Source organism: Azospirillum argentinense (assembly GCF_000632475.1).
Taxonomy (GTDB): Bacteria; Pseudomonadota; Alphaproteobacteria; order Azospirillales; family Azospirillaceae; genus Azospirillum; species Azospirillum baldaniorum.
In genome coordinates, this window is record NZ_CP007793.1 from 866,161 (window position 1) to 890,920 (window position 24,760).

At 68.9% G+C, this 24,760-nt stretch carries 19 protein-coding genes and 2 tRNA genes; 13 read left to right on the plus strand and 8 right to left on the minus strand.

Annotated features, from left to right (window positions below):
* Window positions 1–17 precede the first annotated feature (17 nt).
* Entirely contained in the window at window positions 18–1,193 is a 1,176-nt protein-coding gene (carA, locus tag ABAZ39_RS04115; protein WP_038526963.1) for a glutamine-hydrolyzing carbamoyl-phosphate synthase small subunit, read from the minus strand.
* A gap of 438 nt (window positions 1,194–1,631) precedes the next feature.
* On the opposite strand from carA, the gene ABAZ39_RS04120 reads away from it, so the two are divergent.
* The 4 genes from ABAZ39_RS04120 to ABAZ39_RS04135 all read left to right on the plus strand — a co-directional run bounded on the left by ABAZ39_RS04120 (window position 1,632) and on the right by ABAZ39_RS04135 (window position 6,448).
* Entirely contained in the window at window positions 1,632–2,093 is a 462-nt protein-coding gene (locus tag ABAZ39_RS04120) for a GatB/YqeY domain-containing protein (protein WP_014240919.1), read from the plus strand.
* A gap of 38 nt (window positions 2,094–2,131) precedes the next feature.
* On the plus strand, window positions 2,132–4,066 hold the full coding sequence (dnaG, locus tag ABAZ39_RS04125) for a DNA primase (RefSeq protein ID WP_038526966.1): 1,935 nt from the start codon (window positions 2,132–2,134) through the stop codon (window positions 4,064–4,066).
* A 185-nt stretch (window positions 4,067–4,251) separates the two neighbouring features.
* Window positions 4,252–6,213, plus strand: coding sequence for an RNA polymerase sigma factor RpoD (gene rpoD, locus ABAZ39_RS04130; protein WP_038526969.1), 1,962 nt, complete (start codon window positions 4,252–4,254; stop codon window positions 6,211–6,213).
* 159 nt (window positions 6,214–6,372) lie between these two features.
* Window positions 6,373–6,448, plus strand: a tRNA-Ile gene (locus ABAZ39_RS04135).
* Between the two features lie 5 nt (window positions 6,449–6,453).
* Here the strand turns inward: ABAZ39_RS04135 and arsN2 are convergent.
* Both arsN2 and ABAZ39_RS04145 read right to left on the minus strand, forming a co-directional pair.
* Complete coding sequence (gene arsN2, locus ABAZ39_RS04140) at window positions 6,454–6,933, minus strand: arsenic resistance N-acetyltransferase ArsN2 (protein WP_051657793.1); 480 nt, start codon at window positions 6,931–6,933, stop codon at window positions 6,454–6,456.
* Between the two features lie 134 nt (window positions 6,934–7,067).
* Window positions 7,068–7,144 (minus strand) — tRNA-Arg (locus ABAZ39_RS04145).
* A gap of 212 nt (window positions 7,145–7,356) precedes the next feature.
* Here ABAZ39_RS04145 and ABAZ39_RS04150 point away from each other — a divergent pair.
* The 5 genes from ABAZ39_RS04150 to ABAZ39_RS04170 all read left to right on the plus strand — a co-directional run bounded on the left by ABAZ39_RS04150 (window position 7,357) and on the right by ABAZ39_RS04170 (window position 13,549).
* Complete coding sequence (locus tag ABAZ39_RS04150; protein WP_144243458.1) at window positions 7,357–7,863, plus strand: hypothetical protein; 507 nt, start codon at window positions 7,357–7,359, stop codon at window positions 7,861–7,863.
* A gap of 23 nt (window positions 7,864–7,886) precedes the next feature.
* Complete coding sequence (locus ABAZ39_RS32825) at window positions 7,887–8,540, plus strand: phosphatase PAP2 family protein (protein WP_051140303.1); 654 nt, start codon at window positions 7,887–7,889, stop codon at window positions 8,538–8,540.
* A 186-nt stretch (window positions 8,541–8,726) separates the two neighbouring features.
* Window positions 8,727–12,122, plus strand: a complete 3,396-nt coding sequence (locus ABAZ39_RS04160; RefSeq protein ID WP_038526972.1) for a DEAD/DEAH box helicase — start codon at window positions 8,727–8,729, stop codon at window positions 12,120–12,122.
* 108 nt (window positions 12,123–12,230) lie between these two features.
* On the plus strand, window positions 12,231–12,770 hold the full coding sequence (locus ABAZ39_RS04165; RefSeq protein ID WP_038526974.1) for a hypothetical protein: 540 nt from the start codon (window positions 12,231–12,233) through the stop codon (window positions 12,768–12,770).
* Window positions 12,767–13,549 carry an endonuclease III domain-containing protein gene (locus ABAZ39_RS04170; RefSeq protein ID WP_081862874.1) on the plus strand — a complete coding sequence of 261 codons (783 nt, stop codon included), beginning with the start codon at window positions 12,767–12,769 and terminating at the stop codon, window positions 13,547–13,549. The genes ABAZ39_RS04165 and ABAZ39_RS04170 overlap by 4 nt, the downstream gene beginning before the upstream one ends.
* A gap of 127 nt (window positions 13,550–13,676) precedes the next feature.
* Here ABAZ39_RS04170 and ABAZ39_RS04175 read toward each other — a convergent pair whose 3' ends face one another.
* Window positions 13,677–13,940 (minus strand): hypothetical protein, encoded by a 264-nt coding sequence (locus ABAZ39_RS04175; protein WP_038526977.1) that lies wholly within the window; start codon window positions 13,938–13,940, stop codon window positions 13,677–13,679.
* Between the two features lie 191 nt (window positions 13,941–14,131).
* Here ABAZ39_RS04175 and ABAZ39_RS04180 point away from each other — a divergent pair, with 191 nt between their 5' ends.
* A complete protein-coding gene (locus ABAZ39_RS04180; protein WP_038526980.1) occupies window positions 14,132–16,783 on the plus strand; it encodes a glycosyltransferase in 2,652 nt (883 codons plus the stop codon).
* A gap of 71 nt (window positions 16,784–16,854) precedes the next feature.
* Here ABAZ39_RS04180 and ABAZ39_RS04185 read toward each other — a convergent pair whose 3' ends face one another.
* The 4 genes from ABAZ39_RS04185 to ABAZ39_RS04200 form a co-directional block, all read right to left on the minus strand.
* The gene (locus ABAZ39_RS04185) at window positions 16,855–17,667 is read right to left on the minus strand and encodes a hypothetical protein (protein WP_038526983.1); all 813 of its coding nucleotides are present in this window, start codon (window positions 17,665–17,667) and stop codon (window positions 16,855–16,857) included.
* An 87-nt stretch (window positions 17,668–17,754) separates the two neighbouring features.
* Window positions 17,755–18,105, minus strand: a complete 351-nt coding sequence (locus ABAZ39_RS04190) for a hypothetical protein (RefSeq protein WP_038526986.1) — start codon at window positions 18,103–18,105, stop codon at window positions 17,755–17,757.
* 71 nt (window positions 18,106–18,176) lie between these two features.
* Window positions 18,177–18,626, minus strand: coding sequence for a hypothetical protein (locus ABAZ39_RS04195; protein ID WP_038526988.1), 450 nt, complete (start codon window positions 18,624–18,626; stop codon window positions 18,177–18,179).
* 229 nt (window positions 18,627–18,855) lie between these two features.
* Window positions 18,856–21,087 carry a DNA topoisomerase gene (locus tag ABAZ39_RS04200; protein ID WP_038530696.1) on the minus strand — a complete coding sequence of 744 codons (2,232 nt, stop codon included), beginning with the start codon at window positions 21,085–21,087 and terminating at the stop codon, window positions 18,856–18,858.
* A 45-nt stretch (window positions 21,088–21,132) separates the two neighbouring features.
* On the opposite strand from ABAZ39_RS04200, the gene ABAZ39_RS04205 reads away from it, so the two are divergent.
* From ABAZ39_RS04205 to fusA, 3 genes are all read left to right on the plus strand, one after another.
* Complete coding sequence (locus tag ABAZ39_RS04205; RefSeq protein ID WP_038526991.1) at window positions 21,133–21,906, plus strand: trypsin-like serine peptidase; 774 nt, start codon at window positions 21,133–21,135, stop codon at window positions 21,904–21,906.
* A 112-nt stretch (window positions 21,907–22,018) separates the two neighbouring features.
* Window positions 22,019–22,366 carry a RidA family protein gene (locus tag ABAZ39_RS04210; protein WP_014240903.1) on the plus strand — a complete coding sequence of 116 codons (348 nt, stop codon included), beginning with the start codon at window positions 22,019–22,021 and terminating at the stop codon, window positions 22,364–22,366.
* Between the two features lie 229 nt (window positions 22,367–22,595).
* The gene (gene fusA / locus ABAZ39_RS04215; RefSeq protein ID WP_038526994.1) at window positions 22,596–24,737 is read left to right on the plus strand and encodes an elongation factor G; all 2,142 of its coding nucleotides are present in this window, start codon (window positions 22,596–22,598) and stop codon (window positions 24,735–24,737) included.
* Window positions 24,738–24,760: the final 23 nt, after the last annotated feature.

Here is a 24,760-nt window from a genome sequence, read left to right on the forward strand (position 1 = left end):
CGTGTGTTCGCCGGGCGTCAGGCCGGCTGCTTGCCGTCCATCAGCGCCACGAAACGGTCGAACAGATAGTGGCTGTCCTGCGGACCGGGCGAGGCTTCCGGGTGGTACTGCACCGAGAAGACCGGCTTGTTCTTCAGCCGGATGCCCTCGTTGGTGCCATCGAACAGGCTGACGTGGGTCACCTCGGCGTCGGCGGGCAGGGTCTCCTCCATCACCACGAAACCGTGGTTCTGGCTGGTGATCTCCACCCGGCCGGAGGCCAGATCCTTCACCGGATGGTTGGCGCCGCGGTGGCCCAGCGGCATCTTCTTCGTCTTGGCGCCCAGCGCCAGAGACAGCATCTGGTGGCCCAGGCAGATGCCGAACATCGGCAGGCCGGTGTCCAGCAGGCCCTTGATCGTCGGCACGGCGTATTCGCCGGTGGCCGCGGGGTCGCCGGGGCCGTTCGACAGGAAGACGCCGTCCGGCTTGTGGCGCATCACGTCCTCGACGGTGGCGGTGCCCGGAACCACGGTGACCTTGCAGCCGGCCGCGGCGAGGCAGCGCAGGATGTTGCGCTTGGCGCCGAAATCGATCGCCACGACGTGGAAGCGCGGGCTCTCCTGCGTGGCGTAGCCGGCGCCGAGCGTCCAGGCGCCCTCATCCCAGCCGTAGGTCTGGCGGCAGGAGACGTCCTTGGCGAGATCCATGCCCTCCAGCCCCGGCCAGCCCTTGGCCTTGGCGACCAGCGCGTCGAGGTCGAACTTGCCGTCCGGCGCGTGGGCGACGACGCCGTTCGGCGCGCCCAGGTCGCGGATGCGGCGGGTCAGGCGGCGGGTGTCCACCCCGGCCAGTCCGATCAGCCCGTAGCTCTTCAGCCAGTCGTCGAGATGGCGGGTGGCGCGCCAGTTCGAAGGGTCGGTGACGTCGGCGCGCAGGATCAGGCCGCGCGCGGCGGGGGTCACCGTCTCGATATCTTCCGGGTTGGCGCCGGTGTTGCCGATGTGCGGGAAAGTGAAGGTGATGATCTGCCCGGCGTAGCTGGGGTCGGTCAGGATTTCCTGATAACCGGTCATCGAGGTGTTGAAGCACACCTCGCCCACCGAATCCCCCACCGCACCGATGCCTCGGCCCTTGAAGACGGTGCCGTCGGCCAGAACCAGGACACCGGTGTAAGCGCCGGCATCGCCCGCCGGGAGAGTCGATTGAGCCATCCTTCAGACCTTATCAAGAGCCGTCGCGGGCCACATATTCCTGCTTTGCGGAGCGTCGGCGCCGCGTCCCGCCCCGCTGGGCGCACGCGTCGTCGTCGGTCCGTGCCCTGCCATCCCGTTTCCTTGCGGTCGGGTGTCTGAGCCTGGATCGATTAGTCGGGACGGGTGAGCCGGTCAACCGTATATGACGATTGGTACCCCGATTTCCAGCGGCGCGTTTGCATATTCGCCGTGCTTCACCGGTGGGGCTTGGCCGCTGGAAGGGGCCGCCGGGGGGTGGGAGGCGGCCCTTCGGAATTGACGTGGCAATCCGGCGCAAATTTAGGAATATTGCCGGTTCGCGCCGCGTCTCCCGCGCCATCCCATGGACTGGGACGGTGCGGATGCTGCCGAGCGGCCATTATCGTTTCGACCTGACGAACACGAAGGACACACGCAATGCTGCGCACGCGCCTGAACGAGGCTTTGAAGCAGGCGATGCTCGCCAAGAACCAGCGCGCCGTCTCGACCGTGCGCCTGATCCTGGCCGCGCTGAAGGACCGGGACATCGCGGCGCGCTCGCGCGGCGTCACCGACGGCATCGACGAGGCCGAGATCCTCTCCATGCTGCAGACGATGATCAAGCAGCGCGGCGAGTCGATCAAGCTGTACGAGCAGGGCGGCCGCCTGGAGCTGGCCGAGCAGGAGCGCGAGGAGATCACCATCATCGAGGGCTTCCTGCCCAAGCAGATGTCGGAGGAGGAGGTGGCTGCCGCCGTGAAGACGGTGGTGGACGAGATCGGCGCCACCTGCATCAAGGACATGGGCAAGGTGATGGCGGAGCTGAAGACCCGCTACGCCGGCCAGATGGACTTCGCCAAGGTCAGCGGCACCGTGAAGCAGCAGCTGTCGGCCTGCTGACCGTGCGGTTTCCGATCTAGCACGGGGGCCGCCCGCCCATGGCCTTTCCGCCCCAATTCCTGGAGGAGCTTCGCACCCGTCTCGCCCTGTCGGACGTGGTGGGCAAGCGCCTGCGCCTGATCCGCGCCGGCCGCGAGTACAAGGCGCCGTGCCCCTTTCACAACGAGAAGTCGCCCTCCTTCTATGTCAACGACCAGAAGGGCTTCTTCCATTGCTTCGGCTGCGGGGCGCACGGCGACATCATCGGCTTCGTCATGCGCCACGACAACCTCGCCTTCCCGGAGGCGGTGGAAGCGCTGGCCGGCGAGGCGGGGCTGCCGGTCCCCCGCGCCACCGAGGAGGACAAGCAGCGCTACGAGCGGCGCAAGACGCTGCACGATCTGGTGGAGCAGGCCGCCCGCTGGTTCGAGCAGCAGCTCTACGCCCCCGCGGGCCGCGCCGGGCTGGAGTATTTCCAGCGCCGCGGGCTGGACACCGACGGCATGGCGCGGTTCCGCCTGGGCTTCGCCCCCGGCGATTCCGGCGCGCTGCGCAGCCAGCTTCTGAAGCAGGGCTTCTCGGAAGAGGACATGGTGACCGCCGGCCTGCTGAAGCGGCCGGAGGACGGGCGCACGCCCTACAGCTTCTTCCGCAACCGGGTGATCTTTCCGGTGACCGATCGGCGTGGCCGGGTGGTCGCCTTCGGCGGGCGCATCCTGGAGGGCGACGGCCCGAAATACGTCAACACCGCCGACACGCCGCTGTTCCACAAGGGCACGCTGTTGTATGGTCTGTCGCGGGCGCGGCAGGCGGCGGCGGACGGCAAGCCGGTGATCGTCGCCGAAGGCTACATGGACGTCATCGCGCTGGTCCGCGCCGGCTTCGAGGGCGCGGTGGCCCCGCTCGGCACCGCCCTGACCGAGACGCAGGTCCAGGAATTGTGGAAGCTGATCCCCGACGCGGAGAAGGTGCCCTTCCTCTGCTTCGACGGCGACAACGCGGGACGGCGGGCGGCGTGGCGCGCGGTGGAGCGCATCCTGCCGCACCTCGCGCCCGGCCATTCCGCCCGCGTCGCCTTTCTGCCGGAGGGGGAGGACCCCGACAGCCTGATCCGCCTGCACGGTCCCCGTGCCATGCAGGAGGTGCTGGGGGAGGCGATTCCGCTGTCCGAGGCGGTCTGGCGCATGGAGACCGAGGGCAAGCCCACCGACACCCCCGAATCAAAGGCGGCGGTGAAGGCCGCGCTGGACTCGCGGGTCGGGCAGATTGCCGACCGTGACGTGCAGGTCTTCTACCGGACAGAGATGCGCCGCCGCGTCGACGAGGCCTTCGCCCCGCCGCCGCGCCAACGCAGCGAGCGCGGCCCTTGGGTTCCGGGCGGCTCCTGGCAAGGCGGGGGGCAGGGAGGCGGGCGCTTCGGCCAGCAGACGCGTCGGCACACGCCGGGCCTGCCGGGCCTGCGCACGGCGCCGCCGCCCGGCCATCGCCGCCGCAACCCCGGCAACCTCGCCGCCGCGCGGGAGCGCGTTCTGCTCGCCGTGATCATCAATCATCCCGAGTTGTTTGATGAGTTGGGCGAATCGCTGGGCATGCTGCCGTTTCCCGACCGGGAATTGGAGGAATTGCGCCAAGCGGTCATCGGATTGCTTGCCGAACGGCGGGAAAACGACTCGGGACTTGACGCCGCATCGCTTTGTCGCCACTTGTCTTCCGCCGGCTATGATACCATTGTCCGCTCTCTGCTCAGCGAGTCGACCTATGTCCATGCCGGCTTTGCACGCCCGGATGCGTCCTCCTTGGACGCGAAACGGGGGTGGTGGCCGACATGGCATCACCTGCATCACAGGCAGGTGATGGCCGATTTGAGAGAAGCGGAGGCGGCTTTGGCCCGTGACAACAGCGAGGCGAACTTCGCGCGGGTCGTGGCCCTTCAACAGGAGGTCATCAGGTCCGGAATGGGAATGACGGATGACGAGGATCTCGACGATGCCTAGCGGCCAGCGCCGCCGGGCGTGGTGCGGAAGGGAAGGGCCGGAGGGAATGAGACCCGAAGGGGTCTGTCCGGACACGGTCCGGAACGGTTCACAACCGGTTTAAGCAGGTGCGGATCGACAGCGGGGGGCCGCTGCGATGCGTGCTATGGGTTTTTATAATGGGGTAATGCGGGGGCATCGATCGCATGGCCACGAAAGCTGCGAACAGCGTTGAAGTTTCCGAAGCCCGGGACGAGGCCGGCGACGGCCCGCTCATGGACGGCATGGGTCTTGCCGTCAAGAAGATGATCGCCCGCGGCAAGGAGCGTGGCTACGTCACCTATGACGAGCTGAACGCTGCCCTGCCGCAGGATACGTCGTCTTCCGAGCAGATCGAAGACACGATGGCCATGCTCTCCGAGATGGGCATCAACATCGTCGAATCGGAAGAGCAGGACTCGGAAGGCAACGCCAACGCCGACGGCGAGGGCGAAGGCCGGTCCGCCGGCAATCTGGACGATGACGACATCGGCCGCACCGACGACCCCGTGCGCATGTATCTGCGCGAGATGGGGTCGGTCGAGCTGCTGTCCCGCGAGGGCGAAATCGCCATCGCCAAGCGCATCGAGGCCGGTCGCGAGATGATGATCGGGGCGATCTGCGAATCGCCGCTGACCATCCGCGCCATCCTCGAGTGGCACGACGCCCTCATGGAAGGGAAAATGCTGCTGCGCGACATCATCGACCTGGACGCCACCTATGGCGGCGGCCCGGACGGTGAGGAGATCCCCGAAGGTCTGGCCGAGACGGTGGAAGCCGCCCCGGAGGAGACCGAGGAGGAGCGTCCGACGCGTCCCGAGGGCGAAAGCGAGGAGGAAGGCGACGAGGATGGCGAGAACAGCCTGTCCCTGTCGGCCATGGAAGCCGCGCTGAAGCCGCAGGTCATCGAGACCTTCGAGAAGATCAAGACCACCTACGACAAGCTGCACAAGCTGCACGAGGGCCGCATCGCGGCCATCCAGCGCGGCGAGGACGTGGCCAAGCAGTCGGACAAGAAATACGACAAGCTCAAGACCGAGATGGTCGAGCTGATGAACACGGTGCGCCTGAACAACCAGCGCATCGAGCAGCTTGTCGAGCAGCTCTACGCCCTGAACCGCAAGCTGACCGGCTTCGAGGGCAAGCTGCTGCGCATGGCGACCGACTGCCGCGTGAAGCGCGAGGACTTCCTGAACCACTATTTCGGGCACGAACTCGACCCGAACTGGCTGGAGCGCATTCGCGGCCTGAACCCCAAGACCTGGGGCAAGTTCTACGACAAATACGAGGCCGACATCCGCAAGACGCGCGACGGCGTGTCGAGCATCTCGGATGAGGCCAAGCTGCCGATCAGCGAGTTCCGCCGCATCGTCTCCACCGTCCAGAAGGGCGAGAAGGAAGCGAGCCGCGCGAAGAAGGAGATGGTCGAGGCCAACCTGCGCCTCGTGATCTCCATCGCGAAGAAGTACACGAACCGCGGCCTGCAGTTCCTGGACCTGATCCAGGAGGGCAACATCGGCCTGATGAAGGCGGTGGACAAGTTCGAGTACCGGCGCGGCTACAAGTTCTCGACCTACGCGACGTGGTGGATCCGTCAGGCGATCACCCGCTCGATCGCCGACCAGGCGCGGACCATCCGCATCCCGGTCCACATGATCGAGACGATCAACAAGCTGGTCCGCACCAGCCGCCAGATGCTGCACGAGATCGGCCGCGAGCCGACCCCGGAGGAGCTGGCGGAACGCCTGATGATGCCGCTGGAGAAGGTCCGCAAGGTCCTGAAGATCGCCAAGGAGCCGATCTCCCTCGAAACGCCGATCGGCGACGAGGAGGATTCGCATCTCGGCGACTTCATCGAGGACAAGAACGCGGTCCTGCCGCTCGACGCCGCCATCCAGGCGAACCTGCGCGAGACGACGACCCGCGTCCTGGCCTCGCTGACCCCGCGCGAGGAGCGTGTGCTGCGCATGCGCTTCGGCATCGGCATGAACACCGACCACACGCTGGAAGAGGTCGGCCAGCAGTTCAACGTGACGCGCGAGCGCATCCGCCAGATCGAGGCGAAGGCGCTGCGCAAGCTGAAGCACCCGTCGCGGTCGCGCAAGCTGCGCAGCTTCCTGGACACCTGAGGTTTCCGAGGCAGGCTCGATACGGACTGCGATCGTATGAAAAGCGGGGGACCTTCGGGTCCCCTGTTTTCATTTTGGCGTCTTCATTTTGGTGGCGGCCCCTGTCGAACGGGGTTGCATAAGCTCCCGGTTCTGGGCACATTCGGCATCCCTCGGTGGGGGCCTGTAGTTCAGCGGTTAGAACGCGCCGCTCATAACGGTGTTGTCGTCGGTTCGAATCCGGCCGGGCCCACCATTTCTCTACAGCTTTCCGCGACCGTCCATTCCCGCTGCGGTCGAGACGAGGTCGCGGCGCAGGCAAACGGCGCTGCCGGGGCACAGCCCGGCGAATTGCGCGCTGGCGCGGATGTCCGGCGGCGCGTCGCCGCGCTCCGCGCGCGCGAAGCCGATGCGTTCGAAGAAGCCGGCGGCGCCGATGGTCAACAGCCACAGCCGCTCCAGGCCGAGCGCCACGGCTTCTCGGGAGATCGCGTCCACGACCGCGCAGCCATCGCCCTTGCGGCGGCGCTCCGGCGGCACGACGACCGAGCGCAGTAGCCCGTCGCGCCCATAAACCTCCAAGCCGCCGTACCCCAGGAACCCGTCGAGGGCGTCCACGCGCCAGAAGAACCGCCCTGCGGCGGTGATGTCCTGGTTCGGCAAGCCTTCCATGGCGAGAAGAGCCGCAAGAGCCGGCAAGTCCTGCTCCGCCAGCGGCGTGGCCGTCCGTGGTCCCGTCATGACGGCTTACTCCCCTTCGGCACGCCCGCGGCGGTGGGCGCAACGACCGCTGAAAACGACAATAACGCCGTCGGATCACCTGATCCAACCGCGTTCAGCGAAGCGTCATGGGAATTTGTATGGGAAGAGGAGAGTGGCGCGCCCGAAGAGATTCGAACTCCTGACCCCCAGATTCGTAGTCTGGTGCTCTATCCAGCTGAGCTACGGGCGCTTCTCTCTGCCGCGGCGTCGGCGAGGCCGTCGTCTGCGGTGGCGCGGTTTTTAATCGGGCCGTGACCGGAAGGCAACCAAAATCGTCCGGCTCGTGAAATTTTTCCGGCAAGCGGATGTCAGCCCTTTGACGGACTACAGAATGGCGGCGGTTGGGCTTACCTTGGCGTGGAGAACGACCAGCCAGAAGGGCATTTGAGAACAGCTATGGGCATGACGTTTCTGAGCCGCGCCGTTATGGGGCCGGTGGGGTTGCTGACGGCGCTTTCCGTGACGGCAACGATCGGGGCGGCGGCAATCGCGACGGCGCAGGCGGCGGACGACCGGTCCGGCGCCGCGGTGCTGGTGTCCGCGGCCATCGGCAACGAGGTCGTCCAGATGGTCGAACTCGGCCCGAAGGTCATCCAGGTGACCGTCAACGACCGCGTCGTCTACGAGGACCGCGAGGGGCGCACCCTGTCCTTCGTGAACGCCTACAACATGGAAGGGCGCTGGCTGGTGCTGCTTCAGGAGAGCGTGGACGGCAAATGCGCCGCGCGCTTCCGCGTCCTCGACCTCGGCGGGACCAAGCCCTCCGTCTCGCTGCCGTTCGGGACCTGCAGCGACGCGCCGAAGGTGGAGCAGGCTGAGCGGACACTGACCGTTTCGCTGCCGGCGTCCGACGGAAAGAGCACGGCGGCCTGGAACTACCGGGACGGAATGCTCGTTCGCATGCGCTGAATGGAAAGGGAGCGGCGAGGACCGTGGGACATCTGAACCTCTGGCACGTCAACAAGGCGATCTCGCTTCTCGGCAGCACGTCCTTCGTGCTTCCGGTGGCGGGCATCCTGATCGTGATGCTGTGGCGCCGCCATTCGGCGGTCTCGGCGGCGCGCTGGCTGGCCGTGCTGGCCATGCTGATGGGCTCGGTGGCGCTTCTGAAGATCCTGGGGCACGCCTGCGGCATCCGCCTGTTCGACGACCGGCTGACCAGCCCCAGCGGCCACGCCGCGCTCGCCGCCGCCGTCTATGGGGCGGTCGGGGTGATGGCGGCGCGCTCGCTGGACGGCTGGCGGCGTGGCGTGGTGGTCCTCGGCGCCCTCGGCCTGGTGGTGGGAGTGGCGGCCTCGCGCATCCTGCTGCGCTACCATTCGGTGACGGAGGTGGTGGTCGGCCTCGTCCTCGGCGGGCTGGCGGTGGCGGCCTTCGCGCAGAGCTTCAACCGGATGACCCCGTCGCGCCTGAACCTCAGCCCGCTGGTCCTCGCCCTGGTCGTTCTGTTCGGCGTCGCCACCTACGCGCTCGGCGACCGCACCAACGCCGAGCCGATGCTGAAGCATTTCGCCTATCTGCTCCGTGAGGAATCCCCGGTCTGCGGTCCGATGCCGCCGCTGAACAGTTTCCTGGAACGGCTTTAGCGGCTGTTTTCCTTGCCGGATGCCGCGACCGTCCGGGGTTGGTCTTCCCTGGACTTGGCAACCGGAATGTTTGCCTTGCGGTGTCGGTTGAGGGTTGAGAGCGGGCTTGCGACGGGGCATGGTGTGGGCTTATACCGACGCCCCCGTTCCTGACCCGTTCTGCTTTTTCGGTATCCCTTCCGGCCCATGTCGCTGTTCGGTTCCCTTCCCCGCGCCGCCGCCACCGCCAGCGCGACGGTCTCCTTTTCGCAGGAGGATCTGGCGCGCGTCTTCGATGCGAAGACGCTGCAGCGTGGGCGCACGCTCATCCTGACCGGGGCGGTGACGCTTCTGGAGGCGGAGGTGCGGATCGCCGCCACTGTGACCGACCTCGGCCGGACGCTGTCGGTGACGGTCGTTCCGGTGCGCGGGCGCAGCCGGGTGGTCTTCGACAAAAGCTGTACCTGCGGGCGCAACGCCTGCGCCCACATAGCCGCGGCGGCGCTGATGACGCTGGACGCCCGTCCGGAAGGGCGGCAGATGTCCCTGTTCGACACGCCCCCGGCGGCCCATCCGGCGGAGGAGCCGCCAGCGCTCCAGGCGGTTCCTGATGCGGCTCCCGCGCCGCCGCCGATTCCGGAACCTTCTCCGCCCCCGCCCCCCGATCCGGTGCTCAGCGTCCGCTGGACCCTGGAGCCGGGCAAGGACGACGCCGCCATGTTCGTCTCCGCCGTCATCGCGGTGGAGGGAGCGGGGGAGGGCGACGACGTGTCCACTCCGGCCAGCCCGCGCGACGTGCTGGCCCGCGCGCCGCGCAGCCTGGACGGCGACGTGGACCGCGCCATCGCCCGGATGCTCGGCGGAGGCGGGGTGGTGCGCACGCCGGTCGCCAAGAGCCGCGGCGACGTGGTGGACCGCATCCTGCGCCGGCTCCTCGGCTGCGGGCGGCTGCGCTGGCGCGGCGGGACAACGCTGGCGGAGGGGGCGGGGATGACCATCCGCGCCTTCCGCGACCCGGCGACGCGCAAGCTGCGCCCGACCGGCCTGCCGCCCGGCGCTGCGCTGATCAAGGGGCTGGGCTACTGGTGCGTCGATCCGAAGGCCGGCACCGTCTGCCCCGTTGAGTTGCAGGTGGTGGAGGTGCCGAAGCCCAAGGCCGCGGTCCCGCCGCCCGCCGTGAAGGCGGCGCCGTCGAAGACGGCGGCCCTCAAGGCGGCGTCCCTGAAGGCCTCCGCCCGGCCGGCAGCGGCCCGCTCCGCTCCGGAGCGCCCGGATTTCCCGGCGGCCTCCGCCTTCGCCGCGGGCATGCCCGGCGGCGTGCGCATGGGCTCCGATCCCGCCGCGACCATCGTCGAGCGCGACCCGCGCGTCGTCGCCCGGCTGGGCCGGGTGGTGTCGCCGGACGGCGGTCTGGTGGACGTGCTGCGGCTGGCCTTCGATTATGGCGAGGAGGATTCCCCCTCGGAGATCGAGCCCGACGACCAGCGCCAGTTCGCCCGCGTCGAGGAACCCGCCGGGGCGGTCTTCGTTCGCCGCGACAAGGCGCTGGAGCAGGGCGCGCTGGAAAGGCTGGCCGCCTTCGGCTTTGCCCAGGCGCGCATCGAGCCGCCCAAGGGCCAATTGAACGCCCGCGGCACTCGCGTCCACTGGCTGACCGGCAAGGACGCCGAGGAGCGCTGGGCGGCCTTTCTGAAGACCGAGGTGCCGTCCCTGCGCAAGGACGGCTGGACCGTCGAAATCGGCGCCGATTTCGGCACCCGCGTCGTCGAGGCGAACGAGGAGGTGGCGGTCGCCGTGCGCGATTCCGGCGACGGCTGGTTCGACCTCGACGTCGGCGTGGAGATCGACGGGGAGCGCCGCGCTCTGCTGCCCATTTTGGCGACCCTGATCGAGCGCGGCGGCATGGAGGCGACCCGCGTCATCGACGGGCGCGCCCATCTGGTGCTGGACGACGGCAACGTGCTGGCCCTGCCGGCGGAGCGGGTCGAACGGCTGCTCAGCGTCCTGGAATCCATGCTCGACAGCGGGCGGCGGCTCGACGACACGCTGAAGGTGCCGCTGACCGAAGCCGACGGGCTGCTGGACATTGACGACCTGATCGCGCGGCGCACCGAGGACACCGGTCAGATCGACCGCTACCTGCGCACCATCCAGGAGCAGGAGATGCCGGCGGAGATGGACCCGCCGTCGGGCTTCCAAGGCACGCTGCGCGACTATCAGCGCGTCGGCCTCGCCTGGATGCAGGGGCTGCGGGCCAACCGGGTGGCCGGCATCCTGGCCGACGATATGGGCCTGGGCAAGACGGCCCAGACGCTGGCCCACATCGCCATGGAGGAGAAGGAGGGCCGGCTGACCGACCCCTGCCTCGTCGTCGTGCCGACCAGCCTCGTCCCCAACTGGGTGGCCGAGGCGCAGCGCTTCACGCCGCACCTGCGGGTGGTCGTGCTGCATGGTCTGGATCGGCACGAGAAGCTGGGCGACCTCGACCGCGCCCACATCGTGGTGACCACCTACGGCGTGGTCGGCCGCGACGTCGAGGTGCTGAAGCGCCGGGATTGGCATCTGCTGATCCTCGATGAGGCGCAGGCCATCAAGAACCCGGACAGCAAGGCGACCCGCGCCGTCTGCGCGCTGAACGCCCGCAACCGGCTCTGCCTGTCCGGCACGCCGGTGGAGAACAATCTCGGCGAGCTGTGGAGCCAGTTCGCCTTCCTGATGCCCGGCCTGCTCGGTGACCGCAAGGAGTTCGGGCGCCGCTACCGCACCCCCATCGAGAAGCGCGCCGACGGCACCCGCGCCAAGCAGCTGATGCGGCGCATCCGCCCCTTCCTGCTGCGCCGCACCAAGGAGGCGGTGGCCAAGGAGCTGCCGCCGAAGACCGAGGTGGTGGTACGCATCGACCTGGAGCCGGCGCAGCGCGACCTCTACGAGACCATCCGCCTGTCGGTGAACGAGACGGTGCGGGCGGCGCTGGCGGTCAGCGGGGTGTCGCGCAACGCCATCACCATCATCGACGCGCTTCTGAAGCTGCGGCAGGTCTGCTGCGACCCGCGTCTGGTCAAGATCCCCGCCGCCGGCAAGGTGAAGGAGACCGCGAAGCTCGACGCCCTGACCGACATGGTGCTGGAGATGGTGCCGGAAGGCCGGCGCATCCTGATCTTCTCGCAGTTCACCTCCATGCTCGACCTCATCAAGCTGCGGCTGGAGGAGGCGAAGATCGGCTATGTCGAGCTGACCGGGCGCACGCTGGACCGCGCCGAGCCGGTGAACCGCTTCCAGAACCGCGAGGTGCCGGTCTTCCTCATCAGCCTGAAGGCGGGCGGGCGCGGCCTGAACCTGACGGCGGCGGACACGGTGATCCACTACGATCCGTGGTGGAACCCGGCGGCTGAGGATCAGGCGACCGACCGCGCCTACCGAATCGGCCAGGACAAGCCGGTCTTCGTCTACAAGCTGATCGCCGCCGACACGGTGGAGGAGCGCATCCTCGACTTGCAACGGCGCAAAGGAAACCTGTCCGACGCAACCATCGAGGGCAGCGGTCTCATCAGTGCCCTTGAAGGCGGGGACATCGACTATCTGCTGGGTAGGGCGGCGGACTGACCGCACCCTCAGGATTACCGCCCTTCCCGGTCTGGCCTTTGCGGCGCCATGGCATAGATCCTTGACGACGAAAGCATTGCGTTCGTTTCCCTTGCAACGGGGAGGGCCATGGCATCGACGAAGCGGGACACCGCACCCGATCCGGAACGGCTCATCGGCGCGTGGCGCGACGCCGCCGCGGACGCCCGCCGTTGGCGTGACGATCCGGACCGCGTGGCCGCCCTGAAGGCGGCGCGCACCCGGCTGCATCAGCCGCCACCACCGCCGCCGCGCCCGCCCCAGCGGGTGCTGGCCGACGAGTTGCACGCCGCCCGCGCCGCCTGGGAGGAGGGGCAGGGGCTGGATGGCTCCGCCCGTGCCCTGGCCTACGCCAACCTGAAGCGTTGGGAGCCCGGTCTGTTCGGCTACAGCGAGACGCAGCGGTCCACCGCCGGCAAGATCGCCGCGTCGGAAGCCGCAGAGTCGCGGCGCGACGAGCAGGAGCGGGCGGAGGCCCAGGCCTTGATCCGGGCTTTCCGGCGGGTCCAGGACCGTGCCCGCAGCACCGCCCGCGCCGTGCAGGCCGACCCCCGCGCCCGCGCCATGGCGGCGGATGAGGGGCTGATGCTTCCGGAGGGCGGCCGGTCGGGCGGTGTGACGGCCCCGTGAAGCGTCGTCTCAAGGCCGACGACGATCAAGCGTCCTTCGCCTTGTTGCCCGCGGCTCTGCCCGACGAGAAGCTGCTGGAGATCCATCGCCGGCTCTGCCTGATCTTCGGCTGCCCGATCGCCTATTTCCGCGCGCTCGACCCGCTGAGCGAACTGGTGTCCTCTCTGCTGTCGCACCGCACGCGCAACGCGGCCTCCGGCGCGGCCTTCCGCGCTTTGCGGGCACGCTGGGGGGAGGATTGGGCCGCTGTGCGCGACGCGGACCCGGCGGAGGTCGAGACGGTCATCGCCGGGGTGACGTGGCCGGAGCAGAAGGCGCCGCGCATCCAGGCGATCCTGCGGCGGATCACCGAGTTGCGCGGCGAGCTTTCCCTGGATTTCCTGGCGGAGATGACGGTGCCGGAGGCGCGGGCCTGGCTGCAGGCGCTTCCCGGCGTCGGCCCGAAGACCAGCGCCGCGGTGATGAGCTTCAGCAGCCTGCGTCGCCCCGCCTTGCCGGTGGACAGCCACCATCACCGCGTCGCGGTGCGGACCGGGCTGATTCCACCCAGCGTGGCGGTCGGCCCGTCGCACACCATCCTGGAGGCGCGGCTTCCCCCGGACTGGACGGCCCAGGAGATCTACGATCATCACGAGGTGATGATGCTGCACGGGCAGCGGGTCTGCTTCTACCGCAACCCGGCCTGCGAGCGGTGCGTTCTGCTGGAGCTGTGTCCGGAGGGGCAGAAACGGACGGCGGGTGGGGCGTCGGCTGAGCAAAAGTCGGTCGAAGGAAAATAGGCCACCTCTGCCCCTCCCTAACCCTCCCCGTCGTGCGAGGTGGAGGGGACTGCCGCCGCGTCGTGGAAGGCACCCTCTCCCGCGAGAGCGGGGGAGGGTCGGGGAGGGGCCAAAGATTCCAGTAGGTTCAATTCACCAGCGGCGGGCGGCGCATGCCCGGCAGGGGGGAGGGGTTGCTGCGCTGTGGCCGTTCGCCACCGGAAGCGGCCTGCTCGGCGGCGTCGAGCATGGCTTCGGCCTGCTTCTGCACGGCGGCGGCGCGGGCCTGGTCCATGGGGTCGCTGCTTTCCTTCCGGACATAGCCGGCGGCCTGTTCGGCGAGGTCGAGGGTTTCGACCACTTCGTCCATCGTTTCCTCCAGCGCGGTCACATCGACCTTTTTGCCGGTCATTTCGTCGTCTCCGGTCGTTGCGGTTGGTGATGCCAACAGGAGCGGGACGGCGGCCGTTCCCGATTTGGTAATCCCGGTGGCCACCCGAAAAAAATCGACGCGGGTGCGGGAATAGTTTTTTGCAGCGCACGTTCGTCTGTGTGTCCGGTGGCGCCCGCCACCCATCCTACCCAGGCTTGCGAAATCCCCACATGAGCAACCCGAAGCGTTCGATCCGGTCTGCGGCCTTGGCCGCGGCGATGCTCGCCGTGACTGCCGGCCACGCGTCCTTCTGGTCCTGGCGCAATGCGCCCACTCCTGTGGACGCCGTGCCGGGTCGCATCGAATCCGTCTCCTACTCCCCGTCGGGCCGCAGCTACGACCCGAACCACCAGCCGGTGGTCGATGCGGTGGAACTGGACCGCGACATGACCGCCATCGCCGGCTTCGCCGACGGTGTGCGCACCTATTCCACGCTGGGCTCCCAGGGCGACGTGCCGGCCATCGCCGCCAAGCATGGCCTGGACGTCACGCTGGGCGTCTGGCTGAGCGACGACAAGGCCCGCAACGAGCGTGAGGTCGCCCGCGCCATCGTGCTGTCCCGCACCGTGCGCGGCATCGAGCGCGTGGTGGTCGGCAACGAGACGCTGCTGCGCGCCGAGCTGACCGACGCGGAGCTGGCCTCCTACATCCGCCGCGTCCGCGCCGGCGTGCCGAAGCACATCAAGGTCGGCACCGCCGACGTGTGGTCGGAGATCGTCAAGGCCAAGGAGACCATCGCGGCGTCCGACTACATGGGCGTCCACGTCCTGCCCTACTGGGAAGGCGTGCCGGTGGACAAGGCGCTGACCTGGATCCGCGACCGGCTGGACACCGTGCGCAAGGCGCATCCGGGCAAGCCGCTGTTCGTGGGCGAGGTGGGCTGGCCGTCGGGCGGCGAGAACTTCCACGACGCCTACCCGACGCCGCAGGCCCAGGCCTTCGTCGTCCGCAACTTCGCCGCCGAGGCGGGGATGCTCGGCATCGACTACAACGTGGTCGAGGCGTTCGACGGCGTGTGGAAGTCCAGCATCGAAGGCTCGCCCGGCCCGACCTGGGGCGTGCTCGACGCCGACCGCGCGCCGAAATGGCCGCTGGCTGGCGACGTCCCGGCCCCCTGGGGCGACCGTGCGGGCGCCGCCGTGGCGCTGGCCCTCGGTCTCGCCCTGTCGGCCTTCGCCGCCTTCCGCCGCCGCACCAACATGACCTACGCGCTGGCCGCCTCGGTGGGCGCCAACATCGTCGGCTTCGGCGTCGGGTCCGCCGTCGCCGGTGCCTACGCGGAATACTTCACCTTCGGCGCCGCGACCACCTGGGGCTCCGCCTTCCTGCTGGGCGCGCTGATGATGTCGGTGGCCTTCGCCGACCTGACCGAGGTGGCCCGCCGCCTGTTCACCGGCCGCGCCCCGGCCCTGCTGCCGCGGGTTCCCGCGGTGCCGGAGCACAAGCCGATGGTGTCGGTGCACATCGCCGCCTGCCGCGAGCAGCCGGACGTGCTGGCCGCCACGCTGACCTCGCTGGCCCGCGTCGACTACCCGGACTACGAGGTCGTCGTCCTCATCAACAACACCGAGGACGAGGCGCTGGTCCGCCCGGTCGAGGAACTGTGCGCCGAGCTGGGTCCGAAGTTCAAGTTCCACTGGTACAAGACGATCAGCGGCTTCAAGGCCGGCGCGCTGAACGCCGCGCTGCGCCACACCGACCCGCGGGCCGAGATCGTCGCCGTGCTCGACGCCGACTACACGGTGGAGCCGGACTGGCTGAACAAGCTGGCCCCGACCTTCGCCGACCCGCGCGTCGGCATCGTCCAGGCGCCGCAGGAGCACCGCGACGGCCATGAGACGCCGCTGAAGGCCGCCATGACCGCCGAGTACCGCCCCTTCTTCGACGTCGGCATGCAGGAGGGGCTGACGTCCCAGGCCTTCGTCTGCCACGGCACGATGATCATGCTGCGCCGCTCCGCCATGGAACAGGTCGGCGGCTGGTCGGAAGAGGGCATCTGCGAGGACACCGAGTTGGGCATCCGCATCCTGTCGGCCGGCTACCGCGCCGCCTACACGGACGAGCGGCTGGGCCAGGGCCTCGCCCCCGACAACTTCATGCAGTTCCGCAAGCAGCGCGACCGCTGGGTCTTCGGCTCCACGCAGATCCTGCGCGCCCACTGGCGCAAGTTCCTGCCCGGCGCCACGGAGCTGACGCTCAGCCAGAAGATCGGCTACCTGACCAACTGGGCGCGCTGGTGGTCCGACGCGGTGGGCGTGCTGGCCGCCGGTGCGGCGGTCACCTGGACCTTCGCCTCGCTGGTCCTGCCGCTGCACCTGCCGCCGGTCCAGGCCACCGCCGCGGTGCTGGGCGCCCTGGTCCTGCGCGCCGGGTCGAGCCTGCTGGCCTCGCGCTACGCCTCCGGCAACTCGTGGAAGGAGAGCTTCGGGGCCTGCGCCGTCGGCATGGCGCTGTCCACCACGGTGGCGCTGGCCGCTCTGCGCGGCGTGGTCCGCAAGCGCGACGCCTTCCGCGTCACCGCCAAGGGCGGCAAGCGGACCCAGGGCGCCTTCTGCGCCAAGCCGGAAGCCTGGCTGTCGGGCGCGCTGCTGGTCTCCGCGGTGACCGCGTGGTTTGCCAACCCGCTGGGCACCCTGTCGCTGGAGCTGTGGGCGATCCTGCTGACGGCGATGGCCGTGCCCAACCTGATGGCCGTGGGCCTCGCGATCAGCGACATGCTGCCCGCCGGCACCCCGCGCCCGGCGCCGCTGCCCGCCCCGCAGGGCGTGGTTCAGCCCGCCGCCGCGCAGGCCAAGGCCGCCAACGAGCCGGTCGCCGCCTAACCGCGCAGCTCTGAACGGAGAAAGCCCCCTTGCCGCCGGCAAGGGGGCTTTTTCATGCCTGGGGGGAGGGCTCAGCGCTTGCCCTTCTTTCCCTGGATGCTGGTGATCTGCTGGGAGGCAAAGTTGCCCTGGCCCATGGCGGCGTTGAAGGCGGTGCCGACGTTGTTGAACTGGATGCCGCCGCTGGCCAGCGCCGCGGGCAGGTGCGGCAGCGGGCCGAAGTTGCTCATCACCGGGTCGAAGAAGCCCTCGGGCGGTGGGCCGCCGTTGCCGGTGGTCACGCCCGGCTGGGGCTTCGGTGCCGGAGCCTTGGCCTGCACCGGAGCGGGCGCTTGACCGACGGGGGCCGGCGCGGCCGCTTGCTCCGCGACACCGCCACCAGCGACACCACCGCCGACCGACCCGTCCGCGCCCTGGACGATGAACTGTTCCGTCACGTTGCTGTCGCCGAAGGACAGGGCCAGCGAGCTGTCGAAGTTGTTCACGATGAAGGGCGCGTCGATGAAGGTGAAGTTCGGCACGATGGGCTCCGGCGGCGGCTGGCGGCTGGCGGCCAGCGCCTGGCCCTTGTTAAAGCCGCCCAGGAAGCCGGCGTCGCCGCGGATCTTGGCGATGGCCTGCTGGTGGGTGGCCTGCCGGCTGACGTTGGGATTGGTCACCGTCGCCCCCGGAGGCGCGCCGCGCCGGGCGGCGTTGACGAAGACGGGCTGGCGCGGCAGCAGCGGCGGCATCCCCATGCCCATGCCCATCGACATGCCGACCGCCGCGCCCAGCTGCGGGTTGACGGAAAAGCCGCCGGCATCCTGGGCGGCGGCTTTTCCGCCCAGCAGTGCCAGGGCGGCGAGGCCGGACAGCAGCGGCGCGAAGCGGCGGATGCGGATCATGGCGGGGCTCCTCTGTTCGGCGGTGTGCGCTGATCCTAGGGCGGCCGACCGGGGAGCCGCTGTGAGGCGGACCACAGCTGGGGCGCTTTACGCCTCTTCCTCAAAAGGGAAGTTTTTGCCGAAGGGGTGATCGGGCATCGGGGCGGCCTGCGGGGGCATCGGCGGCATCGGCATCGGCTTGAGGTCCGGCTGCGACGGGCCGCGACGGCAGGCGGTGTGGCCGTTGACGGTCTCGCAGGTCAGCGCGCCCGGCCCGGTCACGCAGGTCGTCCGGTCGTTGACCGTCTGGCACGACAGCGAGCCCGAGCCGCGGCTGCACACCGTCTTCCCGTTGACCGTCTGGCAGGCGAGGTTTTCGGCGGCGGCGGTCTGCGGGGTTCCGGCCAGGGCCAGGATGGCGGCGAGCGCACCGAAGACCGGCAGGGCGAAGCGGAGCATGACGGCAGTCCTCCAGTGAGGAATCCGAAAGGGGCGCCGCCTTGCGGATCGGCGGCGCCGGATGGGGTCGATTACTGGGCCTTAAGACCGAACAGATTTTGTCCGGCGGCGTTGCCGATGCCAGCGGCGACGTTGGTCGTCACCCCGACGTTGGTGTCGAGCAGGCCGCCCTTGCCGAAGCCGAAGGTGACGCCGGTGACGTTCTGCTTGGCCTTGTTGCCGATGCCGGCGGCGACGTTGGTGGCGACGCCGACGTTGGTGTTCACCAGCGACCCGCCGGTGCCCTGCTGCATGGTGAAGACGTTCTGCTTGGCCTTGTTGCCGATCCCCGCCGCGAGGTTCGTCGCGACGCCGACGTTGGTGCTGGACAGGGAGGGCGCCGCGGCGAAGGGGCTGCCGAAGCCCGGCTGCATCATCATCGGGTTGACCGGCATGCCGCCGGTCTTGAGATCGTTGGCGAAGGCGTGGGGGGCGGCGAGCAGCGTGGCGGCAGCGGCGGCGATCAGGGTCAGGCGGCGCATGGGCTGGGTCTCCTGCGGGTGTGGGGCCGTGTGTGGCTCGATGTCCGTGGAGGAGAGGGTAGGCGGATGCCGCCGCCGCCGCTGTGGCATGGGCCACAGTCGGAGGGTGATTTGGAGATGCTTGGAATGTTTTTCCCCCACCCCGGCCCTCCCCCGCTGTCGCAGGGGAGGGGACAAATCTCCCTCTCCCGCGAAGCGGGGGAGGGCCGGGGTGGGGGCAAGCCGACGCTCAGCGTGCGTGCTGGTCCAGGAACTGGCGGCAGGAATCGAAATCCTGGAGCACCGTGTTCGGCAATTCGACGCCCTTGCGGTCGGCGAGGCTGCGGGCGAAGGCGACCATCTTGTCGGTCGGCGCCTTGCGTCGCGCCCCGCTCGGCGGTGCGGCGGGGGCCGGCGGGGCAGCGTCGGCCACCGGGCTCATCGAGTCGGGGACCTCCGGCGCGGCCTTCGCCTTGCGGCTGCGCCGGGGCGTCTTCGGCGCTTCGCCGTCCACGCCGACGGCGGCGACCGCCACCTTGCGCGTGCGTGGCCGCGGCGTCGTTCCAGCGGCGCGCGGGCTCGTGGAGCGACGGCGCCCGGCGCCCCGCCCAGCGCGGATCGGACCGCCGCGCACGCCGAGGTCCACCGCTGGCCCTTGGTTGCCGACCAGCACGCCGATCAGCCGCCCGGCCTCGTCGGCGATGCCGTCGATGACGCTGCGGAAATCGGCGCGTCCGACGACCACTTCGTCCAGCCGCATCTCCCACAGGGCGGTGGTGCCGGGATCGACCAGCGTGGGGGCGGCGCCGCGCAGAGTCTCGAACAGTTGCAGCCCGGCGGGGGTGGGCACCAGCCACTTGCCGTCGGCGCCCAGCAGGTTCTGCCGCCGCAGGCCCTTGATGATCTCGGCACGGGTGGCCGGGGTACCGATGCCCTTGGCCTCCTTCAGCCGGTCGCGCAGCGCCGGGTCCTCGACGAAGCGCCAGGCGTTCTGCATGGCGTCGACCAGCGTGCCCTCGTTGTAGCGCGGTGGCGCCTGGGTCCGCTTGGCTTCCACACGGGGGTCGGACAGGCGGGCGGGCTCGCCGTCGGCCAGCGGAGGCAGGGTCTGCTCCTCCTCCTTCTCGTCGGGCTTGCCGTCCGTCTCGGCGGAGCCGAAGGCCGTCTTCCAGCCGAGCTTCAAGGGGATGCGGCCGACCGCCCGGAAAACCACCGGCTTGCCCTCGACCGGCACGTTCATCAGGACGGTGGTCTGCCGGTACTCGTAGTCGGGCATGACGGCGGCGAGGTAGGAGCGGCAGATCAGCGCGTAGAGCCGCTTCTCGTCGTCGGTCAGGCGGTTCAGCCGGCTTTCCAGATCGTCGAGCACGTTGACGTTGGGCACGATGGCGTGGTGCGACACGCCCTCCAGCGCCTTGTCGCAGAAATGGCCGGACTTGCCGCGGCGGATCACCGGGCGGGACAGGTCGAGATGGGCGAAGCCGCGCAGCCGGGTCAGTGCCCCGGCGATCGCCGGAACGTCGGCGATCTGGTTCTCCGACAGATACCGTGCCTCGGCGCGCGGGTAGGTGATGAGCTTCTTGCCCTCGCCGTCGTAAAGCTCCTGAGCGACCTCCAGCGTGCGGTCGGCGGTCCAGCCCCAGCGCTGGCCGCAGGTCTTCTGCAGCGCAGGCAGGTCGTAGAGCTTCGGCGGGGCCTGCCGCCGGTCCTCCACCGTCACCGACAGCGGGCCGCCATGGCCGTCGGCGGCGCGGGCAATGGCCTCGGCGCGGGCGCGGTCCTTGATGCGGTCCTTCGGCGGCGGAGCGTGGCGCATCAGGAAGGAGCCGCCCGCGGCGGTGGCCGTCGCCACGACCTCGAAATAATCCTCCGGCTTGAAGTTGCGGATTTCCAACTCGCGCAGGCAGACGATGGACAGGGTCGGCGTCTTCACCCGCCCGATGCCGATCACCCCGCGCGTCCCCGGTGCCAGCAGCGTCTTGGTCGCCGTGCGGGTCAGGGAGAGATTGAAGATCTGGTCGGCCTGCTGGCGGGCCACCGCCGCCTCGTAGAGAGGGCGAAGCTCGTTGTTCGGCTTCAGCTTGGCGAAGGCGTCGCGGATCGTCTTGGGGTCCTGGGCGGTGAACAGGGCGCGCTGCACCCGCCCGCGGAAGCCCAGATGCTCCAGAATCTCCTGCCCGATCAACTGCCCTTCGCGGTCGCAGTCGGTGGCGAGGATGACCTGGTCGCAGCCCTTCAGCGCCGCCTTGATGGCCGCCAGCTTCGCCGTTTTGTTACCGCCGCTGTCCGGCCGGGTCGGGTAGAGTCCGTCGGGCTTCAGCAGGGTGGGCGACCAGCGCTTCCAGTCCGGATTGACCTCGTCCGGCTCGGCAAGCCGCAGCAGATGCCCCTCGGCCGGCAGGATGCGCCCGTAGCGATCCCCCAGCGCGGCGCGCAGGTCCTTTGCCTGACTGGATTTTTCCGTGATGATGAGCGTGGCCATGACCGCCATGGTAAGACGAACATGAAAACGTATCAAGAACGCTTGATGGCCATTCTGAGCGGATTCCTGGTCGCGGCGCCGCTTTTCGTGGCCGCGCTGCCGGCAGCGGCGCAGAACCCGCTGCTGCCGGGGATCGGCGCGAAGGACCGGCGGGTGGTGGTGGACGCGACGCACGCGCCGTGGAACAGCCTTGTCAAGGTGCAGAGCAATCTCGGCGCCCGCTGCACCGGCGTGCTGGTGGCGCCGCGCCGGGTGGTCACCGCCGCCCATTGCCTGCTGAACCGGGCGCAGCGCTTCCTGCCGGCCTCCTCCCTGCACGTGCTGTTCGGCTATGAGCGCGGGGAGTACCGGCAGCACCGCGCCGTCGCCGCGCTGGAGACCGGCGGCCCTTACGACAAGGAGCGGCGTCTCGACGGACTCGTCGGTGACTGGGCGGTGCTGACGCTGGACGGCGACGCGCCGGAGGGGATGCCGCCGCTGCCGCTCGCCCGAGTCCCGCCGGACGCCGGCACGCCGCTGATGCTGGGCGGCTACAGCCAGGACCGGGCGCACCTCGTCACCGCCGACACCGCCTGCGCGGCGCGCGGCATCAACGACACCGACCGCGGGCCGCTGCTGGTCCATGATTGCGACGGGACGCGCGGGGTGAGCGGGGCGGCGCTGCTGGTGCGCACGCCCGGCGGGGATAGGGCGGGGGAGGGCTGGGCGGTGGCCGGCATCGCGGTGGCCGCGGTCAGCGGCCCCAATCCCCGCAACATCGCCGTGCCGAGCGCCGCTTTCGTGGCCGCCGTGGAGGGAAATACGCCTTCTTTGCGGTGATGCACGGGCGCGGGGCAGCTTTGAGCGGTGGCGCCTCATTTTTTGCTAGGCCGTTGGACGTGAATCGCATAGACGTACGCGCGTTCAAGACCCCGTAACCGGAGCCGTACCGATGTCGATCCAGCGCTTCCATTCCGGACCGCGCATGAGCCAGATGGTCATCCACAAGGACACGGTCTATCTGGCCGGTCAGGTGGCCAACGATCCGACTCCGGACGTGGAGACGCAGACCCGCCAGATCCTGGGCCAGATCGACGCCCTGCTGGCCGAGGGCGGCTCGGACAAGAGCAAGCTGCTGTCCGCCACCATCTATCTGACGGACATGTCCACCTTCGGCGCGATGAACAAGGCGTGGGAAGCCTGGGTCGATACGGCCAACCCGCCCGCCCGCGCCACCGTGGAAGCGAAGCTCGCCGCGCCGGAGTATCTCGTTGAAATTCAGGTGACGGCGGCCAAATAAGCTGCGTGACGGGGCGACCCGGCTCCCTCGGTTGGGGTTTGCCGGCGTGGCCCACCAGACTGTAAGGGCCGCGTGCTTCGAAAAAATCCGGAAGGCTTGACCTTCCGGATTTACAGAACGTTAATCACGCCTTAACAGATCATCCGTAAAACCCCGACCAACCTCTGCCGCCGGAGCGGACGACCGTCGTTGCGCTTCGATAGCTGCGTTACAGTAATGGATTCGCAACATGCCGCGCCAAACGCCTCTTTCTGACATCCGGAACATCGGCATCATCGCCCACGTCGATGCCGGCAAGACGACGACCACCGAGCGCATCCTGTACTACACCGGTCGTAAGCACACGATTATCGACGTGCACGAGACGAAGGACCTGAAGTCCTCGACGACGACCGACTACATGGAGCAGGAGCAGAAGCGCGGCATCACGATTCAGTCGGCTGCCGTCTCGACCTTCTGGCGCGGTAAGAAGATCAACGTCATCGACACCCCGGGCCACGTGGACTTCACCATCGAGGTGAACCGCTCGCTTCGCGTGCTCGACGGCGCGGTCGTCGTGTTCGACGGCGTGGCCGGCGTGGAGCCGCAGTCCGAGACCAACTGGCGCCTCGCGGACAACTACAACGTCCCGCGCATCTGCTACGTCAACAAGATGGATCGTTCGGGTGCGAACTTCCAGCGTTGCGTCGGCATGATCAAGAGCCGCCTGAACGCCCGTCCGGTCTGCATCCAGGTTCCGCTGGGCTCGGAAGACAACTTCCGCGGCATGGTCGACCTGATCGAGATGAAGGCGTACGTCTGGTTCTCGGACGACAAGGACGCCAAGTGGGAAATCTGGGACATCACCGACGATCTGGCGAGCAAGCTCAACCTGACCGTCAAGGAAGACCTGGACAACATCGCCAGCATCCCGGCCCTGCGCGCCGAGCTGGTCGACACCGCGCTCGAGATGGACGACGCGGCGATGGAAGCCTACCTGGAGTCGGGTGAGGAGCCGTCGGCCGACGTGCTGCGCACCTGCCTGCGCAAGGGCACCATCACCAGCACCTTCACCCCGGTTCTCTGCGGCTCGTCCTACAAGAACAAGGGCGTCTGCCAGGTTCTGGACGCGGTCGTCGACCTGCTGCCGGCCCCGACCGACGTCGAGGCCATCAAGACGGTGGACGAGGACGGCAACCCGAACGGCGAGCGTCTCAGCTCCGACGACGCGCCCTTCGCGGCGCTGGCCTTCAAGGTGCTGAACGACACCTACGGCTCGCTGACCTTCGTCCGCGTCTATTCGGGCGTGCTGACCAAGGGCATGTCGGTCCTGAACACCACCCGCGGCAAGCGCGAGAAGATCGGCCGCATGGTCGAGATGTTCGCCGCCCAGGCCAACCCGATCGAGGAAGCCCGCGCCGGCGACATCATCGCGCTCGTCTCCCTGCAGGAGACGGACACCGGTGACACGCTCTGCGACGCCGCCCACCCGGTGATCCTGGAGCGCATGCGCTTCCCCGACCCCGTCATCAGCGTCTCGGTCGAGCCGAAGACCAAGGGCGAGCAGGAGAAGTTCTCCATCGCGCTCGGCAAGATGGTCCGCGCGGACCCGTCGCTGCGTCTGGAGACCGACCGTGAAACCGGTCAGACCATCCTGCGCGGCATGGGCGAGCTGCACCTGGAAGTGACGCTGGACCGTCTGCGCACGGAGTTCGGCGTGGAAGGCAACATGGGCAAGCCCCAGGTCGCCTACCGCGAGACGATCACCAAGCCGGTCGAGTACACCTACACCCACAAGAAGCAGACCGGCGGTTCGGGCCAGTTCGCCGAAGTCAAGATCGTCTTCGAGCCGCTGGAGCGTGGCGAGGGCTTCGTGTTCAAGGACGAGACGGTCGGTGGCACGGTGCCGCGCGAATACGTCCCGTCGGTCGCGAAGGGCCTGGAAATGCAGAAGGAAGAGGGCGTGCTCGCCTCCTATCCGACTGTGGACTTCCGCGCCCGCTTGGTGGACGGCAAGTACCACGACGTCGACTCGAACGCCCTGACGTTCGAAATCGCCGCCAAGGCCTGCTTCCGTGAAGCCCTCAAGCAGGCCGGCCCGATCCTGCTCGAGCCGGTCATGAAGGTCGAGGTCGTCACCCCGGACGATTACCTGGGCGACGTCATCGGCGACGTGAACCGCCGCCGCGGCACGGTGCTGGGCCAGCTCGAGCGTGGCAGCAACATCGCCGTCGAGGCCCACGTGCCGCTGAACGAGATGTTCGGCTACATCGGCCAGCTCCGTGGCATGACCTCGGGCCGCGCGTCCTACTCGATGGAGTTCAGCCACTACGAGCCGGTGCCGCGCAACGTCACCGACGAGATCGTGGCGGGCCGCAGCAAGGCCGCCTGATAACGGGCTGCTGTTTTCAGGGG